This window comes from Arthrobacter sp. KBS0702 (assembly GCF_005937985.2).
In the GTDB taxonomy this organism is placed as follows: Bacteria; Actinomycetota; Actinomycetes; order Actinomycetales; family Micrococcaceae; genus Arthrobacter.
Genome location: NZ_CP042172.1, coordinates 284,688 through 301,895 on the forward strand (window position 1 = coordinate 284,688; position 17,208 = coordinate 301,895).

Genomic DNA, 17,208 nt, shown 5'->3' on the forward strand with positions numbered 1-17,208 from the left:
GGGCGGCTTCACTTTGATTTTTCCCGGGATTATGCCGTTTTGCGCTGGCCGAACCTGCCGGGAAGCCTGTCGCTCCGCGGGTTCCGGGGCCGGCCGAACGCTGTGTAAACACTTGGTAAAACCTGCCCGCCGGGCCGATGGAGGCCGCACCCCGGCAGGTCTGGCAGAATAGCCGCAACACAGCCACGTATCGCGAGGAGGCGGACCCCATGGCCCGAGAACAGGTGCATCCGGACCCGGCGGGAGACGCTGCCGAGGAGCACGCTCCTCGCGGGATCGTGGTCGGCGTGGACGGCTCGGACCACAGCCACTGCGCCTTGGTCTGGGCGGCCCGGGAAGCCGAGCGCAGGCGTCGCCCGCTGCACATCGTGACCGCCTATTCGGTGCCCGTTTTCGCCGCCTCCGGCCTGGACGGCGGGTACGCGACGGTGGACGATTCGGTGATCCGCGAAGGCGCCGAGGCGATCCTGAAGCAGGCGCTGGACAAGGTGGCCCGCTACAACATCGACGTCGACGCCTCGGTGGAGAACGGCGACGCCTCCGGTGTCCTGCTGGAGATGACGGAAACCGCCGAGCTGCTGGTCTTTGGCACCCGCGGCCGGGGCGGCTTCGTGGGCAGGCTCCTCGGATCGGTCAGCAGCGCGCTGCCTGCGCACGCCAAATGCCCCACGGTCACGGTCCCGCTCATTTGCGGCGACCGGCTGGGCGAGACGACCGATGACAAACATGTCCGGGCCGAACGGGAAAAGTCCGGACACCAGCCGGTCGAAAACGTCGTGGTGGTGGGGGTGGACGGCTCCGAACAGGCCCGCGTGGCGGTGCTCGAGGCCGCGGCCCAGGCCGAACGCCTCTCCGCGCCGCTGCGCGTGGTCTGCGCCGTCCCGCAATACAGCGGCTCACTCGCCTGGGTTCCCGCCCCGATGGACCGGGAGGCGCTCTTCGCCGACATCCGGGTCCAGCTCGACGCCGGCGTGGCCTGGCTCAAAAGCCACTTCCCCCGGCTGGAGGTCGAAACCCAGCTCGTGGACGGTTCCCCGGTGGACATCCTCGTCGAGGCGAGCCGGCATGTGGAACTCGTGGTGGTAGGCACCCGCGGCCGGGGCGGCTTCGCCGGGATGCTGCTGGGATCGACCTCCGACGGCATCCTGCACCACGCCAAGGGCCCCGTCATGGTGGTCCCGGACCGGGAGGATCCGCGGCTGGCCGACAGGCCCAGCTTCGGACCGATGCTCGGCTCGTAGTCCGAGCGCCCAAGGGAGGGCCGTCAGGTGGAGCACATATCCGTTCCAGGGACGCAGCGGCAGGACCCGCCGCCCGGACTGGTCCTGGCCCTTGAGCTGATCGGCGCGGAGCTGCTGCCCGCCGTCGGCGGGAAGGCCGCCAACCTCGGTGAACTGCTGCGGGCGGGACTGCCCGTTCCGCCGGGTTTCTGCCTGACCACCCAGGCCTACCGGCACGCGACCGCGGGCGCCGGGCTCGACGCCGTCCACGCGTCCCTCGCCGCAACTTCCGCGGAGGACCTTCCCGGGCTCGCCGGTCTGGCGGCCGCCGCGCGCCGCCTGGTACTGGCCGCGGACGTCCCGGCCGATGTTGTCCTGGCCGTGCGCGACGCCTACGCGGCGCTGGGAACGGATGCCCCGGTGGCGGTCCGGTCCTCCGCGACCGCCGAGGACCTGCCCTTCGCCAGTTTCGCCGGCCAACAGGACACCTTCCTCAACGTCGTCGGCATCGACGCGGTCCTGGCCGCGGTCCGGCAGTGCTGGGCCTCGCTCTGGACAGACCGCGCGGTAAGCTACCGCGCCGCCCACGGGATCAGCCCGGCGGCCGTGTCGCTCGCCGTCGTGGTCCAGCGGATGGTGGATGCGGCGGTCGCCGGGGTCCTGTTCACCGCGAACCCGGTCACCGGCAGGCGGCACGAGGCGGTCATCGATGCCAGCCCGGGCCTGGGCGAGGCCGTGGTGTCAGGAGCGGTCAACCCGGACCATTTCGTCATCGACAGCGCCACCCGGCGGATCCTCGAACGCCGGATCGGGAGCAAAGAGGTGGCCATCCGGCCGCTGCCGGGCGGCGGGACCGCTCGGGTCGGCCAGTCCGGCGACGGCACGCAACCCTGTGTCGACGATGCCAGGCTCCTGGTGCTGGAACTTCTGGGCCGCCGCGCGGAGGTCCACTTCGGCGCGCCGCAGGACCTGGAATGGGCCATCGACGACGGCGGCGTGGCGTGGCTGACGCAGTCGCGGCCTATCACCACGCTCTACCCCCTGCCGGAGCGTCGGCACGTCCCGGACGGGACCCGCGTCTACCTGTGCTTCAGCCTGGCCCAGGGCCTGACCCGCCCCCTGACGCCGATGGGGCTGGCAGGTTTCCGGCTGATCGCTTCGTCCGTGGCCCGGGCGGCAGGTTTCGAGGTGCCGGCTCCGCACGACGGGCCCGCCCCGTACGCGCCGGCCGGGCAGCGGCTGTTCTTCGACTTGACCCCGGTGCTGCGCAGCGCCGTCGGACGGGCCCTGGTGCCGCGGGTGTTCGACGTGATGGAAGCCCGCTCCGCGGCGGTGCTGCGGGTGCTGTTCGATGACCCCCGCTTCTCCGTCACGAGCCGCTCGCCCTGGCGGCTGCTGCGCCACATCCTCCCCGTGGCGGCGCGGGCGAGGGTCCCTGAGTCGCTGCTGCGCGCCCTGTTCCGACCGGAGGCAGCGCTGCGCCGGGCGGAGCGCTTCGGCGAACGTTTCCGGGCCACCCTGGTGGTCCCGGCAGGCTCCACCGCGCAGCAGCGTCTGGACCACGTGGAGCGCATCCTGGGCCGGGAACTGTTCCCGGTGGTGCCCAACATCCTGCCGCTGCCCGCCCTGGGCTTTGCCCTGCTGGCGGCCGCCGGCCGACTGTTGGGAAACAGCGCCGGGCCGGGGTCGCTGCAGCCGGTGCTGCGGGGGCTGCCCCACAATGTGACCACCGAGATGGACCTGGCGCTGTGGCAGCTCGCCGACGCCATCCGGGCCGACGCCGGTGCCGCGACGGTGTTCGACGCCGAAACGGTGCAGGAGCTGGCCCGCCGCTACCGGGCCCGCGAGCTGCCCGCCGTCGTGCAGTCCGGGCTTGCCGGTTTCCTGGGCCGCTACGGGCACCGGGCGGTGGCCGAAATTGACCTCGGAGTGCCCCGCTGGTCCGAGGATCCGGTCCACATCCTCGGCGTCCTGGCCAACTACCTGCGGCTGGAGGATCCGGAGCAGGCCCCGGACCGGCAGTTCCGCAGGGCGGCGCGGGATGCGGAGGCCCAGGCGCAGCGGCTGGCCGCCGCCGCGGGCCGGCGGGGCAGGCTGCGCGCGGCGCTGGTGCGGGCGGCACTGAAACGCACCCGGATGTTCGCCGGCCTACGGGAACTGCCGAAGTACCTCATCGTCGAGGCCCTCGCCGCGGTGCGCGGGCAACTCCAAGCCATCGGGACGGAACTCGCCCGAACCGGCCGCATCACGGACGCTGACGACGTCTTCTTCCTGGACCTGGTTGAGGTCCGCGAGGGCCTCGCCGGGAGGGCGCTGCACGCGGTCGTGGCGCTCCGCCGTGCCGACTACGCCCGTGAACTGGGCCGGCGGCACATCCCGCGGGTGCTGCTCTCGGACGGGACCGAACCGGAGGCGCTCCAATCCCGCGCCGCCGGGACGGGTGCGGCGGCGGCAGTGCTGGGCGGCACCCCGGCGTCGGCCGGCACGGTCACTGCCGCGGCGCGGATCATCCTCGATCCCCAGGGTGCGCGGCTGGAGCCCGGCGAAATCCTGGTGGCGCCGTCCACGGACCCGGGCTGGACGCCGCTTTTCCTGACCGCCGGCGGGCTCGTGATGGAGATGGGCGGACCCAATTCGCACGGCGCCGTCGTCGCCCGGGAATACGGCATCCCCGCCGTCGTCGGAGTCCTGGACGCCACCTCGCTGATCGCCACCGGGCAGCGCATTACGGTCGACGGCGGCGAAGGCACCGTGGTGCCGGATGCCGGGCCCGCGGGCGCGGCACCCGGCGGGGAAGTCCGTCGAAGCAATCCTCCGGGTAGCGGTGATGCAGGCGCTTCCCGGGCGTAATGTTGAATCATGAGCTGCAATGTTGGTGCGCGGTCGCAATGACCCGCCTCTGGCTGCGCTGGTTGCCGGCCGTTACCGTTCCTGCCGTGATCGCCGCCGGGGTGCTGGCGGGATCCGTGCCTGCCAGCGCGGGGGATCCGTTGCCGGCGAAATCACCCGAGCAGGTGCTGGAGTTGATTGCCCAGCACCGCGAAACGTCGTTCTCCGGGACGCTGGACCAAACGTCCAGCCTTGGGCTGCCGGAACTCCCGCAGACCGGTCCGGGAGCATCGACCGGAGACACCGCCTGGCTGGAACTGCTGACCGGGCCGCACACCGCCAGGGTCTACCGTGACGGCCCGGACAACGCCCGCATCCAGGTGCTGGACCGGCTGGCGGAGCGGGATATCGTCCGGCACGGCGAGGAAGTCTGGTTCTACAACTCCAAGGACAACACCGCCGCGCATGCCGTCCTCCCGGCCGGATCGAAAGACCGGCACGGCGCCGGGAAAGAAGCGATGCCCGCGCCGGACCAGCTGGCCGACAAACTCCTGGCCAAGCTCGAGAAGAGCAGCGACGTATCCGTCGGGACGGACGTTGAGGTTGCCGGACGGGCCGCCTACCAGCTGGTGCTCACGCCCAAGTCCTCGGCCACCCTGCTGGCCTCCGTGGCGATTTCGGTGGACGGCCAAAACGGAATGCCGCTCGGCGTCGAAGTGAAGGCCCGCGGCCAGGCGGAACCGGCGTTCCGCATGGTCTTCACGAAGCTCTCGCTCGAGACCCCGGACGCCGCGATCTTCACGTTCAGCCCGCCGCCCGGGGCCACCGTCAAGGAACTCCCGGTCAAGGACCACAAAACCACCGGCCCGAAGGAACGCACGGCGACCAAGGACAAGGACAAGGACAAGGTCCACGTCAGCGGAACCGGCTGGGAATCCGTCGTCGAGTTCCCCGCCGGCGCATTGACCGGCACCGGCTCACCGGGCAAGGCGCCGGCCCAGCAGTCGGGGGAGCCCGGGGGCGCGGCGTCGCTGCTGGCCCGGGCGAGCGTCCCGGTGACCGGCGGCAGGCTGCTCTCCAGCGCCCTGGTGAACGTGCTGATCCTCGACGACGGCCGCGTCTTCGCCGGGTCCGTCCCGTTGGAGCGGCTCCAGGCCGCGGCCGCCGAGCGGTGACCGCCGTCGCACCGTCCGCCGAACTGAGCATCGAGACCCGGGGTTTGAGCAAACGCTTCGGCCGGCAACTGGCGGTCAACGGCGTCGACCTTGCCGTGCCGCGCGGCTCCGTTTTCGGCTTCCTGGGCCCCAACGGCTCAGGCAAGACCACCACCATCCGGATCATGTTGGGCCTGGCCGCGGCCACAAGCGGCTCGGTGCGCGTGCTCGGCGAGGAGATGCCGGAGCGGCTGCGCACCGTGCTGCCGCGGGTCGGCGCCCTGGTCGAAGGTCCGGCCTTCTACCCATTCCTCTCGGGGGCGGCCAACCTCCTGCGCTTTGACGCCGCGGATCCGGCGGCGCCTGCCGGGACGCGGCACACGCGGGTGCGCACGGCGCTCGAACGGGTGGGCCTGGGGCATGCCGCGGACAAAAAGGTCCGCGCGTACTCGCTGGGCATGAAACAGCGCCTTGGCATCGCGAATGCCTTGCTGGTGCCCCGGGAGCTGCTGGTGCTGGACGAGCCGACCAACGGCCTGGACCCGCAGGGCACCCGGGAGGTGCGGCACCTGGTCCGTTCCCTCGCCGCCGACGGCGCCACGGTGTTCGTCTCCAGCCACCTGCTCACCGAGGTGGAGCAGATCTGCACGCACGCGGCCATCATGAGCGCCGGACGCCTCGTGGCGCAGGGCCCCCTGACGGAGCTGCGGCGGGCAGGCCAAGCCAGGATCCGGCTGCTAACTCCCGACGCCGGAACTGCCGCCAGGGTGCTGGCCGGCCTGGGGCTGACGGCCGACGGCGGTACCGCTGCGGCAGGGGGCGAGGTGCTGTATGCGCCGCTGCCTGCCGGGCCCGACGCCGGCGCGCCCACGCCGGAAGGAGTGGTGGAGGCGCTCGTCGCGGCCGGCGTCCGGGTGCGCGGCTTCAACCTGGAGCAGGGCAGCCTCGAAGACCGCTTCGTCGAGCTGACAGGGGAGGGGTTTGACGTTGCCCAGTGATCCGAGGAGACCCCTTCATCAGGGCGCGGCCCGGGCCCCTGGCCTGCGGCTCCTCGCGTCCGAACTCGGTGTGCTCTTCCGCCGCCGCCGGACCTGGGCCATGTTGCTTGCCCTCGCCGCGATCCCGGTGCTGATCGCCGTGGCGGTGCGGCTCTCCTCGGCCGTCCCGCCCGGCCGCGGACCCGCGTTCTTGGACCGGATCAGCCAGAACGGGCTGTTCGCCGGCGTCACCGCGATGCTGGTGGCCGTTCCGCTGTTCCTGCCCCTGACGATCGGCGTGGTGGCCGGCGACACCCTGGCCGGCGAGGCGGGCCTCGGGACCTTGCGGTATTTGCTGGCGGCCCCGGCCGGCCGGGTCCGGCTGCTGCTGGTGAAGTACGCCGGCGCGGTGGTGTTCGCCGTAGCCGCACCCCTCACGGTGGCGCTCGTCGGGGCCGGCATCGGGGCGGCACTCTTCCCGGTGGGGCCCGTGACCCTGCTCTCCGGGGAGACGATCGGCGCCGCCGAAGCGCTGGGACGCCTGCTCCTGATCGCTGCCTACCTGGCCGTGTCCCTGGTGGGGCTGTCCGCCATCGGCTTGTTCATGTCCAGCCTCACGGACGTCCCCGTTGGCGCCATGGCAGCCACGGTGGTGCTCGCCGTCGTCGCACAGGTCGCGGATGCGCTGCCGCAACTGGAATGGCTGCACCCATGGCTTTTCAGCCACCGCTGGCTCGATTTCGCCGACTTGTTGCGCCAGCCCATTGCCTGGGACTCGTTCGCCGCCAACGCCCTGCTGCAGGGCGGGTACCTGGCCGTGTTCGGGGCGCTCGCCTACGCCAGGTTCGCCACCAAGGACGTCCTCTCCTAGGGCCTCGCAGGCCTCCGGCAGGGGGGTCAGTACCGGGCAGCGACCGGGTAGAGCTGCATCCCGGACATGGAGGCGAGATCTGTCACGGTGATGCCCGCATCCACATTCAGTGCCTGAACCACCCGTCCGCCGCCCAGGTAGATGGCCACGTGGTAGAACCCGGGCGCGGAGCCCCAGACCAGCAGGTCGCCCGGCCGCGCCTCGGAAAGCGGGATGTGGACGGGCGCCTGGGCGAATTGTTCCGCCGCCGTGCGGGGCAGCGACTTGCCGGCCGCCGCGAACGCGTTCTGCACCAGGCCCGAGCAGTCGAAGCCGTAGGCGCCCGTCCCGCCGTACTGGTAGAAATACGGCGCGCCGGTCTTGCCCAGGGCTACCGACATGGCCGTCTCGTTGGAACCACCGGGCGCGGGCACGGGAGGGGGCGGCGGGGCAGGAGCCGGCGCCGGAGCCGGGAGGGGCGCCGGTGCGGGCGCCGGTGCTGGAAGGCCCTGGTCCGGCACGGGAGCCACCCCGGCCGCCGGCGGAACAGGCGCGGCCGGCGCGGGCGCCGCCGCCGGCGGCGCGGACCGGGCGGGCTGCGGGGCCGGAAGCTGCGCGGAGGCAGCAGTCACAGCTGCCAGTTGCGCCTGCTGGCGCTCGCGGTCCAAGGCGTCCACCCGCGCCGTCTCGAGCGCCACGGTGGTGTTCCGCAGCGTAGCCAGCTGGTCCACCAAAACCGTGCGCTGCGCCGCCGCGTCGGACACCGCCCGGTGCCGGGCCTGGTTGGCCTGCTCGGCGTCGGCTTTCCGGGATTCCGCCGTGCGGGCTGCATCGTCCGCGGCGTGGTCAGCCTCGGCCGCGGAGGCCTTGGCCGACTGGGCGGCGGCGGCCGCGTTTTCCGCGGTCTGGAAGGCGCGGGTGCGGGCGGCGGCCACAGCTTCAAGCGTGGCGGCCTGCTGCAGCGCCTGGCCGTTCCCGCTGACCAGGCTGCCGAGGGCCGGCGTCATGCCGCCGTTGCGGTACAGATCCCCGGCGAGCTGGCCGATCAGTTTGCGCGCCTTGGCCTGCTCGGCTTCGGCGGCGGCGGCCTTGGCCGCCGCGACCGTGGCGGCCTGCCGCCGAATCCCAAGCTCCACCAAAGCGTCCGCGTAGGCGTTGTTGGCCGCGAGCGAGGCGGCCAGCCCGGTGTCCAGGGCCGTGGCTGCTTCCGCTAGGAGGCGGTCAATGCGCGCGACCTGGTCCGCCGTCGCGCTTTCACTGGACTTCGCCGCGGCGATGTCCTCGGGCGACGGGATCTCGGGGGCTGCCGGGACCCGCAGGCCGGGTACGGAGGCCGTCGGGGCCGGTGCGGCCTGGGCCGGAAGGGCCAGTGTGGCCAGCAACACGACGGCGGTGCACAGGGCTGCGGCCCTGCCGCCGGGTCCGGTCCAAACCATGGAAAACCTCGCTGCATTCTGGCTGGTGCGAGCGAGGTATGAATTTTGGCACGGTGACATGCCCCTCTGCGGATCGCCCAGCAGGGACGAGGCTACGTGCCAAATGCCACTTTGGCAACAGAGGTCACACCAGTAACATAAACAACACCGGTGGCATTCGGTTGCATTCCTCCGGGCGTGTCGCAGCGGGAGGGAGGCGGGAAGTGTCAGGCGTGCTGGTGCGTTTCGTGCTCCGCATGGGAGGCGGGTTCGAGCTGGAAAGTGCAGTGCTCGGTGTCGAAATGTGAGCCCAGGCAGCCGACCAGCTTGTCCAGCACCCGGTCCGCGCCGCGGGCGCCCAGCGCCGCATCCTCCACCACCACGTGGGCGGAGAACACGGGCACCCCGGACGTGATGGTCCAGATGTGGATGTCGTGGACGGACACCACACCGTCCACGGCCAGGATGTGTTCGCGGATCATCTGCACGTCCACACCCTTGGGGGTGGCTTCGAGGAGCACATCCACGACGTCCCGGAGCAGGTGCCAGGCCCGGGGCAGGATCATCAAGGCGATGAGGATCGAGGCGATGGTGTCCGCGGCCTGGTAGCCGGTGGCCATGATGACGATGGCGGCGACAATGACGGCGAAGGACCCCAACAGGTCGCCCAGGACTTCAAGGTAGGCGCCACGGACGTTGAGGCTTTCCTTCTGGGCGCCGCGCAGAATCAGCAGGGAGACGAGGTTGGCGACCGCACCCAGGATGGCGGCGAAGAGCATCACGTCGGTGTGTACCTCGGGGGCCGACCCGAGCCGCCGGATGGCCTCCAAGAAGATGACCACGGAAATGACGATCAGGACCAGCGCGTTGGCCAGTGCGGCCAAAACCTCGGCCCGCTGGTAGCCGTACGTCCTCGCATCGCTCGCCGGCCGCGCTGCGATCCAGGCGGCCAGCAGGGCGATGAAGACGCCGGCGGCGTCGGAGAGCATGTGCCCGGCGTCGGCCAGCAGCGCCAGGGAGCCGGAGACCAGGGCGCCGGCGACCTGGATCAGGACCACGGCCAGCGTGATCCCGAGGACGGCGATCAGGCGCTTGCGGTGCTTGCCGGTGGCCGTGATGCCGTGCGAGTGGCTGTGGTCGTGTCCCATGATTCCAAGGCTAGTCGCCCCCGGGGCGGCTAGCCCCAGCCGAGTTCGTGCAACCGCGCGTCGCTGATGCCGAAGTGGTGCGCGATTTCATGAACCACGGTGACCGTCACTTCCTCAACGACGTCCTCGCGCGAAGTGCAGAGCTCCAGGATCGGCTGGCGGTAGATGGTGATCCGGTCCGGCAGCGAGCCGGCGTCCCACCAGGAATCCCGCTCGGTCAGCGGCACGCCCTCGTAAAGGCCCAGAAGCACGGTGTCCGGGTCCTCGCCCGGCTGCGGGGTGTAGTCGTCCTCGATGAAGACGGCCACGTTGTTCATGGTCTTCGCCAGCTCCGGCGGAATCCGGTCCAGGGCGTCGCCCACCGCCGCTTCGAACTCGTCCTCGGACATCGGGAACGGCCCGCCGCCGTCGCCGGCGCGGCCGTCGTCGTTTCCGTCCGGCACGATCGGCAGGCCGGGAGGCAGTGAAGCGGGCATACCTAGAACTCTAGGCCCCCTGCTTCGGGGCGCGCCTCGGTCCTTGGCGGGAGCGGCGCCGGGTGAGGGAGACGCCGGCGAGGCAGATCACGCCGCCCACCAGGCCCCAGATGGTGGGAATCTCGCCCAGTACCAGCCAGGAGATCAGGATCGTGGTGCCGGGGACCAGATAGGTGGTGGCCGCGAGCCGTCCGGCGTCGATCAGGGAGAGCGCGTACGCCCAGGTGGTGAACGCGATCGCGGTGGGGAACACGCCGAGGTAGACCAGGCCCAGCGTCGCGGGCAGCGGCGCCGCCTGCAGCTCCGCGACGAGCTGGCCGCTGAAGGGCAGGCAGCACACCGCACCCACCATGATGCCGAACCAGGTGGCCTGGGCTGCCGGGATTTTCCGAAGCACCGGCTTCTGCACGATCACGCTCACCGCGGCGAGGGCGGCCGCGAGCAGGCAGAGCAGAACCCCGGCCACGTCCGCCGTCGAGCGCTGGCCGGACCCGAGGGCAATCACCGCGACGCCGCCGAACGCGACCAGGCTGCCGATGATCAGCCAGCGCGGGAAGCCCTCCTTCAGGATGATCCCGGCCATCACGGCCACGAGGATGGGGTTGACGTTGATCAGCAGGGCGGCGGTGCCGGCGTCGAGCATATGTTCGGCGGCGTTCAGGGCAACGTTGTAGCCGCCGAACCACATAACGCCGTAAGCCAGGATGGGCCACCACTCGCGGCCCTTGGGGAACGCGGGCGCCTTGCGGAACTGCGGCAGCACCACGAGGCCCAGCACGACGGCGGCCACGGAAAGCCGCCCCAGGGTCAGCGGTCCCGGGGAGAAGCTGGGCCCGACGGCGCGGATGCCCACGAAGGCCGACGCCCAGAGGACCACGGTCACGACGACGGCGGCGATCCCCAGCCTGCTGATCTGTCCCGGCCGAAGGGGAATCTTGGCCGCGGCGGGCGGGGCGGCGTGCGAGGCTGCTTCGTGCGTGCTGTCGGGGTTGGTGGTGCCGGGGTCTGCGGTGCCCGGGTGGGTGCTGTCCGGGTGGGGGGAGCCTGTCTCGGCGGTTGTTGCCATGGTGCCAATCTAGCCCGTGCGGCGGCGTGGCGACTGGCGGAAATCGGCCAGGTCTAGTCGGTTTCCTGCCAATGTTCCCGCGCGTGTTCCCGGCGCCCTCAGCGGAGGACGCGTGCGGCGGCCTGGACGGCGTCCGCGACGTGGCCGAGCGCCGCCGAGCCACGCCGCCACTGCTGCCAGTAAAGGGCGACGTCCACATGGGTGCGGGGAGCGAGGACCTCCAGCGTTCCGGTCCGGAGGTCCTCGCCGATCTCGATCTCGGGCATCATGCCCCAGCCCATGCCCCAGCGGATGGCATCGCCAAACTCCTGGGCGGCCGGGATGTAGTGCCGCGGTGCTTGGACCGGGGAGCGGCCGAACCGCCGCAGCCAGCGGTCCTGCAGGTCGTCCTTCCGGTCATAGACCAGCACGGGGGTCTTGGCCAGCGCCGCCGCGCTGACGCCGGAGGCAAACCAGCGGCGGGAAAAGTCCGCCGTGCAGACGGGCAGGTAGCGCATGACGCCGAGCTTGCGCGACGAACAGCCCGGCACCGGCGCCGCCGTAGCCGTGATCGCCGCCGCCGCGGCGCCGGCGCGCAGGAGGTCGAGCGAATGTTCCTGGTCTTCCCGGAGGATCTCGAGCTGGACGGTGTTCCCGGCGGCTGCCAGGCCGGCCAAGGCCCAGGTGTGCAGTGAATCGCTGTTGATGACCAGGGTCAGGCGCGTCCGTCCGTGGGGTTCCGCCGGCTCCAACTCCTGGGTGAGGTCCGCCGAGAGCAACTCCAGCTGCCGGGCATGCCGCACCACGGCCTGGCCGGACTCGGTGAGCCCCGGCGGCCGTGCCCGGGTCAGCACCGGACGGCCGACGGCTGCCTCGACCGCGCGGATCCGCTGGCTGACGGCCGACGGCGTGACGGAGAGGTGGGCTGCGGCGGCGTCGAAGCTTCCATGCGTGATGATTGCCGCCAGCGTCCGGGCCTGCTCGGGCGAGATTTCGATCATTAGCCCATCTTATGTATGCCAAGAACGTTTAACTGGTTTCATCTGGATACGGCACCTACCGTGGAATGGTGATCTTCCCCTTGGTTTCCGGCCTCTCCGCCGGGTTGTCCCTCATCGTTGCCATCGGCGCACAGAACGCCTTCGTCCTCCGCCAAGGCATCCAGCGCTCGCACGTCGCCATGGTGGTGGCGGTCTGCGCCGTGTCGGACCTGCTGCTGATCCTGCTGGGCGTCGCGGGCATCGGCGTCCTCCTGGACCGGGCGCCTGCCGCCCTCGTGGTGATCCGCTGGGCCGGTGCGGCATTCCTGCTCGCCTACGGGGCGTTCGCCGCCTGGCGGGCGGTCCGCGGGGAACAGATGGACCACCCCGAGGACAAGCCGGCGGGCAGCAGGGCGGCCGTGCTCGCCACCTGTCTGGCCTTCACCTGGCTGAACCCGCACGTCTATCTGGATACCGTGCTGCTGCTCGGGTCGCTTGCGGCAGCCCAGGGCGAGTCCGGACGGTGGTGGTTCGCTGCCGGGGCCGGCCTGGGCAGCATTGCGTGGTTCACCGCCCTCGGCGCGGGGGCGCGGTTCCTGACGTCCCTGTTCCGGCGCCGGGCGGCGTGGCGGGTGCTCGACGCCATGATCGCCGTCGTGATGGTTAGCCTGGCCGTGCTGCTGCTGGCCTGAGCACCGCATGTTCTTGACCCGGCCCTACCTGCCCCGACCGGCCCACCCCAGCAGCCGGTCCACCGGCCAGGTGGTGATGATCCGCTCCGCGGGAACGCCGTTCCGGGCCGCCCGCTCGGCCCCGTATTGCAGGAAATCCAGCTGCCCCGGGGCATGCGCGTCGCTGTCGATGCTGAAGAGGCAGCCGGCGTCGAGCGCCAGCTGGATCAGTTCATCCGGCGGGTCCTGGCGCTCCGGACGCGCGTTGATCTCGACGGCGACGTCATGCTCGGCGCAGGCCGCGAACACCCGTTTCGCATCGAACTCCGACGGCGGCCGCGTCCCGCGCGAGCCGTTCAGGAGCCGGCCGGTGCAGTGCCCCAGTACCCGGGTGTGCGGGGCCTCGATCCCGGACAGCATCCGTCGGGTCATGGTCCGGCGGTCCGAGCGGAGCTTCGAGTGCACGCTTGCCACCACGATGTCCAGGCGGTCCAGCAGTTCCGGAGCCTGGTCCAGCGTCCCGTCCTCCAGGATGTCGACCTCGATGCCGGAGAGCAGGCGGATCCCGGCGCGGCCGGCGTCGATCGCTGCGATGAGGTCCAGCTGCTCGCCGAGTCGTTCGGCGCTCAGGCCGTTTGCGATCCTCAGCGTGGGGGAGTGGTCGGTCAGGGCCAGGTACTCGCGGCCCAGCATCCCGGCGGCATCCACCATGGCCTCGATCGGCGACCCGCCGTCGGACCAGTTGCTGTGCGTGTGCAGGTCCCCGCGGAGCTCCGCCAGCAGCTCGCGGCCGCCCTCGGCCAGCGGCTCGGCGCCGCGTTCCCGCAGGCCCGCGAGGTAGTCGGGGACCCCGCCGTCGACGGCCTGCGCGATCACCTCGAACGTCCGGTCGCCGATACCCTTCATGCGCTTGAGCCGGCCGTCCCGCCGGCGCGCGGCAAGTTCCTCGGGGGAGAGGCCGGCGATGAGCTCGGCCGCCTTCCGGAAGGCCTGCACCTTGAAGGTGGTGGCACGCTCACGTTCGAGCCAAAAAGCGATCTCATTGAGGGCAGCGGCGGCGTCCATCTGCCCATCATCCGCACAGCGGCACCGGCCTTGTCCAGCCCCTTGTCCAGGCCCGGTCCGGAGCGTATTCCCGGGTCTTGGAGCTGATTTTGGAGTTTCCGGAAGTTGGCCCTATAGTTTTATAGGTCCAGTTCGGAGGAACCCGAAGGGCGCAAAACGGAAGGCTTCGGCCCTTGTTTTTTGCCCTCGATTCAGTGGGTTTTACCGGATGGCGTCCTGGCCCCCATCGTCTAGCGGCCTAGGACACCGCCCTTTCACGGCGGCGGCACGGGTTCGAATCCCGTTGGGGGTACGCAAGGAACTGGTCAGGCCGGATGAAAAAGTCTGGTAGGCTAAAGGCCTTGAAAAATTGCAGTAGCGATACTGCAAGCAGCAAGAAACAGTAGTAAAAGTAAGGCCCTGTAGCGCAGTTGGTTAGCGCGCCGCCCTGTCACGGCGGAGGTCGCGGGTTCAAGTCCCGTCAGGGTCGCTCTGATTGCCAGAAGAAATTCCGGCCGTCAAGGTGACACGTCACCTAGGCTCTGTAGCTCAGTTGGTAGAGCGTTCGACTGAAAATCGAAAGGTCACCGGATCGACGCCGGTCGGAGCCACTTAACCCCCGGTAATTCGGGGGTTTTTTGTGTCTAACAGTCGGCCACCCCGCATAAACCCCGCAGATTCAAATGACGCCCTTGAGCTGCTCCTGCATGATGGCGCCGGCCCTTGTGTCCCCCTTGAGCGTGTTCATGTAGACGTCCTGGGTCATCGAAGGGTTCGCGTGCCCCAGGTAAGCAGCGATCTCGGCCGCTGACATGCCGGCCCGGTCGAGTATCGTCGCCGCGGATTTGCGGAAGGTGTGGGTCATCAGCTTGGGATACCCGAGTGACTCGCGGATGTCTCGGAGTTCCCGCTGGGTGTTGGATGGGTCGCGGAGATGCATCAGCACCGTCGGGAACAGCAGCGTAGTGTGCTCCTTCAGCCGCTCATGCCGGCGGCGCAGCAGATCCACCGTCGGACCGGGCAGCGGGGTGACGCGATGAGAGGCAGCTGTCTTCGCCACCGGCTGCCGGACGAGGCCCACACCGTTCACTCTGACGCTAGTTGCCTCCACCTCGGCCGTGCGGCCCAAGAAGTCGACCGAGGAGACGTCAAGGGCGCAGGCCTCTCCGATCCGCCAGCCCGACGCAACCATAAAGTCGAGTAGCTCGACGGTGTCCTGCTCAATGAGAGTCGGCGATGACCTGAGCTTGGCCATGAGTTCGGGAAGGTCACCAGGACTGATGGCTGACGCACCCTTTCTACCCTTCGGCTTCGAGATGCGCTCGATGTCCCGCACGGGATTCCGGAGGGTCGCGCCGTTGCCCACAGCGAGAGCCATCATGCCGCTCAGGGTTGAGCGACAGTTCTTCGCTGCCCCGTGCCCCGACTCCTTGTGCACCGTGTTGAGAAACTTCTGTAGTCGGTCGGGCTTTGCCTCGGCGACGCTGAGATCGCCGATCCGCGGAGTGATGTGTGCGGTGACGGCGTATCCATACGTCTCGAGAGTTCCCTCGGAGCGCTGCAGGTCGCGCTTGTGGGCGAGGAACATCTGCCCCAGCACGCGGAGTGTCGTTGTCGGCTTCAGTTCGCCGCCGCGGCTGGCCTCGATCGTTAGAAGCGCCTGCCTCAAGGCGGCCTCCGCTTTCGTCCGAGTGGTGCCGAAGCGCTCGACCTGCCGGGCCTTGCCATCGGCGTATCTGTAACGCGTTCGAGCCCTCCACTTGGCGGGCTGCACTTCGGTTGTGTTTATGGTGCCGTAGGTTCCAATTCCCATTCTCGGTCTAGCCATCATCGCCCTTACTTCGTGGATTCCAGGATTTCTTCAACCAGCACGCGGGTGACGCGGCCGCGGGCCTGTGGCGTGCTGTCGGCCCCTGCTCTGGTGAGGGCCTCCGCTTCGAGTGAACGCCCCCAGAGCTGGACGGCTCGCTGCTGGACTTCAAGAGGTCTAATGCCCAACTTCTTCGCGGCGCGCGATTCCGCGAGGCTGACTCGCGGACGTCGCGCGCTGCGGTAGCCGGCAGCTTCGGGCGGCTCGATCATCGCCTCCCATCGGGCGTTGACATGCGCGTGGCGCTCCTCGGCGGTCAAGGGGCCGCTACCGCGCTGAGCGACAGCGTTGTCCTGATGCGCGTCCCAAGCATCGGCAGGGCGGTCGTGGACGTGCTTATGATCGGCGTCCGTCAGTTCGACGCTGGCTCCGGAGAGCGCTCGGTCCACCCAAGCCCGCAACACGGGCTGGTCAGGCCTGCCGACATAGGGCCGTTCAAGCACCTCGGCGGCACCGAGGAGATCTGCGAGCCTGAGCGGTTCGCCAGACAGCCGTCCCAGAACTAGGGCGAGGGTCAGGAGGGTTGGAAGCGTCGGAGCCGCCCGCCCTGCTTCGATGGCCTGGACGCTGGACAGACTCCAGGTGGCCCCGAACTCCCGCCCGAGCTGGGCGACCGATTCAAGAGTGATTCCGTGTTGCCGCCGGTAGCGGCGGAGGAATGTCCCCACCGCTTCGGCATACGCTACTGCTTCCATATGCCACAGGCTATCAGAAGCTGGTTACCTGTGATACCGTCCTTCACAAGTTATGAATTTCTGGTGAGGAGGGGGGTGAAACGAATGATCGAAGCAGGAAACAGACTCCGCGACGTGAAGGACCTGTCTGCTCAGACAGGGATGTCCGTATCGACGATCTACCGCAAGCGTTCGACCGGTGAGTCGCTGCCCCGCGCCGTCAAGATCGGCGGGCACGCCGTGCGGTGGCGTCAGGCCGATATCGACGCCTGGATCGAGTCGCAACTGGAGCCCGCTGCGGGGTGATCCGATCCCGATGCGGTCAGCGCGACGCGTGCCGGGGGCCTAAGACAGTTCGGCTCCAAGCGCTGGTCAGCCGTCGCTGGGCGGAGAGACTGCCATTGATCCGGCCCGATTACAGGCCTACCAAATCCCCACATGCAGAGGGAAGCCTACGAAAGGAAAAACATGATGACCATCGAAGACGAGATTGCCGCCGTGAAGGCAGCAGCAGAGAAGAAGCTTCGTCGCCTCCGCGACCGGGAGCGCAAGCAGCAACAGGTTGTCGACGCCCGGGTGCTCACGTTGCTGCGGCAGAAGCACGCTGGCCTGGCAGCTCAGCTCGAGGCCGAAGCGCGGGCCCAGACCGCAGCAGAATCGGCTCAGCGGTCCACGCGTGCCAAGACGTCGAGGGCGGTGCCGCCAGCCGGGCGGAGCGATGGCGGCCGTGACTTTACTCCGCTCGACGGGCGTGGCTTGGAGTATGCGCCGTGACCGATGTGCAGCAAGTCGCCGGCGGCCAGTACCTGGGTGCGGGAGCACCCAGGCGCGGCGCCGTCGTTCGGGTTTGGGGGT

Annotated in this window: 16 protein-coding genes and 3 tRNA genes; 11 read left to right on the top strand and 8 right to left on the bottom strand. The window is 69.8% G+C overall.

Going from position 1 to position 17,208, the window contains the following annotated elements; genetic code table 11:
• Positions 1 to 209 precede the first annotated feature (209 nt).
• The 5 genes from FFF93_RS01350 to FFF93_RS01370 are packed head-to-tail and all read left to right on the top strand — an operon-like array spanning position 210 to position 7,051.
• Complete coding sequence (locus FFF93_RS01350; protein WP_138767670.1) at positions 210 to 1,241, top strand: universal stress protein; 1,032 nt, start codon at positions 210 to 212, stop codon at positions 1,239 to 1,241.
• Between the two features lie 27 nt (positions 1,242 to 1,268).
• Positions 1,269 to 4,070 carry a PEP/pyruvate-binding domain-containing protein gene (locus FFF93_RS01355; RefSeq protein WP_261375242.1) on the top strand — a complete coding sequence of 934 codons (2,802 nt, stop codon included), beginning with the start codon at positions 1,269 to 1,271 and terminating at the stop codon, positions 4,068 to 4,070.
• A 38-nt stretch (positions 4,071 to 4,108) separates the two neighbouring features.
• Positions 4,109 to 5,224 carry an outer membrane lipoprotein carrier protein LolA gene (locus FFF93_RS01360; protein WP_138767669.1) on the top strand — a complete coding sequence of 372 codons (1,116 nt, stop codon included), beginning with the start codon at positions 4,109 to 4,111 and terminating at the stop codon, positions 5,222 to 5,224.
• Positions 5,221 to 6,201 (top strand): ABC transporter ATP-binding protein, encoded by a 981-nt coding sequence (locus FFF93_RS01365; protein ID WP_138767668.1) that lies wholly within the window; start codon positions 5,221 to 5,223, stop codon positions 6,199 to 6,201. The genes FFF93_RS01360 and FFF93_RS01365 overlap by 4 nt, the downstream gene beginning before the upstream one ends.
• Positions 6,191 to 7,051, top strand: coding sequence for an ABC transporter permease (locus FFF93_RS01370; protein ID WP_261375465.1), 861 nt, complete (start codon positions 6,191 to 6,193; stop codon positions 7,049 to 7,051). Before FFF93_RS01365 ends, FFF93_RS01370 begins: the two co-directional genes overlap by 11 nt.
• 26 nt (positions 7,052 to 7,077) lie before the next feature.
• Here FFF93_RS01370 and FFF93_RS01375 read toward each other — a convergent pair whose 3' ends face one another.
• The 5 genes from FFF93_RS01375 to FFF93_RS01395 all read right to left on the bottom strand — a co-directional run bounded on the left by FFF93_RS01375 (position 7,078) and on the right by FFF93_RS01395 (position 12,115).
• The gene (locus FFF93_RS01375) at positions 7,078 to 8,466 is read right to left on the bottom strand and encodes a C40 family peptidase (protein WP_138767667.1); all 1,389 of its coding nucleotides are present in this window, start codon (positions 8,464 to 8,466) and stop codon (positions 7,078 to 7,080) included.
• Between the two features lie 206 nt (positions 8,467 to 8,672).
• The gene (locus FFF93_RS01380) at positions 8,673 to 9,593 is read right to left on the bottom strand and encodes a cation diffusion facilitator family transporter (protein WP_138767666.1); all 921 of its coding nucleotides are present in this window, start codon (positions 9,591 to 9,593) and stop codon (positions 8,673 to 8,675) included.
• 29 nt (positions 9,594 to 9,622) lie between these two features.
• The gene (locus tag FFF93_RS01385) at positions 9,623 to 10,069 is read right to left on the bottom strand and encodes a metallopeptidase family protein (protein ID WP_138767665.1); all 447 of its coding nucleotides are present in this window, start codon (positions 10,067 to 10,069) and stop codon (positions 9,623 to 9,625) included.
• Between the two features lie 10 nt (positions 10,070 to 10,079).
• A complete protein-coding gene (locus tag FFF93_RS01390) occupies positions 10,080 to 11,135 on the bottom strand; it encodes a DMT family transporter (RefSeq protein ID WP_138767664.1) in 1,056 nt (351 codons plus the stop codon).
• Positions 11,136 to 11,233: 98 nt separating this feature from the next.
• A complete protein-coding gene (locus FFF93_RS01395) occupies positions 11,234 to 12,115 on the bottom strand; it encodes an ArgP/LysG family DNA-binding transcriptional regulator (protein WP_138767663.1) in 882 nt (293 codons plus the stop codon).
• Positions 12,116 to 12,180: 65 nt separating this feature from the next.
• Between FFF93_RS01395 and FFF93_RS01400 the strand changes: the two genes are divergently transcribed.
• Entirely contained in the window at positions 12,181 to 12,786 is a 606-nt protein-coding gene (locus tag FFF93_RS01400; RefSeq protein ID WP_138767662.1) for a LysE/ArgO family amino acid transporter, read from the top strand.
• Positions 12,787 to 12,810: 24 nt separating this feature from the next.
• Here FFF93_RS01400 and FFF93_RS01405 read toward each other — a convergent pair whose 3' ends face one another.
• Complete coding sequence (locus tag FFF93_RS01405; RefSeq protein WP_138767661.1) at positions 12,811 to 13,830, bottom strand: PHP domain-containing protein; 1,020 nt, start codon at positions 13,828 to 13,830, stop codon at positions 12,811 to 12,813.
• 219 nt (positions 13,831 to 14,049) lie between these two features.
• Here FFF93_RS01405 and FFF93_RS01410 point away from each other — a divergent pair.
• The 3 genes from FFF93_RS01410 (at position 14,050) to FFF93_RS01420 (ending at position 14,420) form a co-directional block, all read left to right on the top strand.
• Positions 14,050 to 14,122: transfer RNA gene (locus FFF93_RS01410), tRNA-Glu, on the top strand.
• A 103-nt stretch (positions 14,123 to 14,225) separates the two neighbouring features.
• Positions 14,226 to 14,299 (top strand) — tRNA-Asp (locus FFF93_RS01415).
• A 48-nt stretch (positions 14,300 to 14,347) separates the two neighbouring features.
• Positions 14,348 to 14,420, top strand: a tRNA-Phe gene (locus FFF93_RS01420).
• A 68-nt stretch (positions 14,421 to 14,488) separates the two neighbouring features.
• Here FFF93_RS01420 and FFF93_RS01425 read toward each other — a convergent pair.
• Both FFF93_RS01425 and FFF93_RS01430 read right to left on the bottom strand, forming a co-directional pair.
• Positions 14,489 to 15,622, bottom strand: a complete 1,134-nt coding sequence (locus tag FFF93_RS01425) for a site-specific integrase (protein ID WP_186372202.1) — start codon at positions 15,620 to 15,622, stop codon at positions 14,489 to 14,491.
• Between the two features lie 23 nt (positions 15,623 to 15,645).
• Positions 15,646 to 16,374: a helix-turn-helix domain-containing protein gene (locus tag FFF93_RS01430; RefSeq protein ID WP_138767659.1), complete on the bottom strand. Its 729-nt coding sequence runs from the start codon at positions 16,372 to 16,374 to the stop codon at positions 15,646 to 15,648.
• 84 nt (positions 16,375 to 16,458) lie between these two features.
• Here FFF93_RS01430 and FFF93_RS01435 point away from each other — a divergent pair, with 84 nt between their 5' ends.
• Together FFF93_RS01435 and FFF93_RS01440 are read left to right on the top strand one after the other, a co-directional pair.
• Positions 16,459 to 16,659, top strand: coding sequence for an AlpA family transcriptional regulator (locus tag FFF93_RS01435; protein WP_261375466.1), 201 nt, complete (start codon positions 16,459 to 16,461; stop codon positions 16,657 to 16,659).
• A gap of 162 nt (positions 16,660 to 16,821) precedes the next feature.
• Complete coding sequence (locus FFF93_RS01440) at positions 16,822 to 17,127, top strand: hypothetical protein (RefSeq protein WP_138767657.1); 306 nt, start codon at positions 16,822 to 16,824, stop codon at positions 17,125 to 17,127.
• Positions 17,128 to 17,208: the final 81 nt, after the last annotated feature.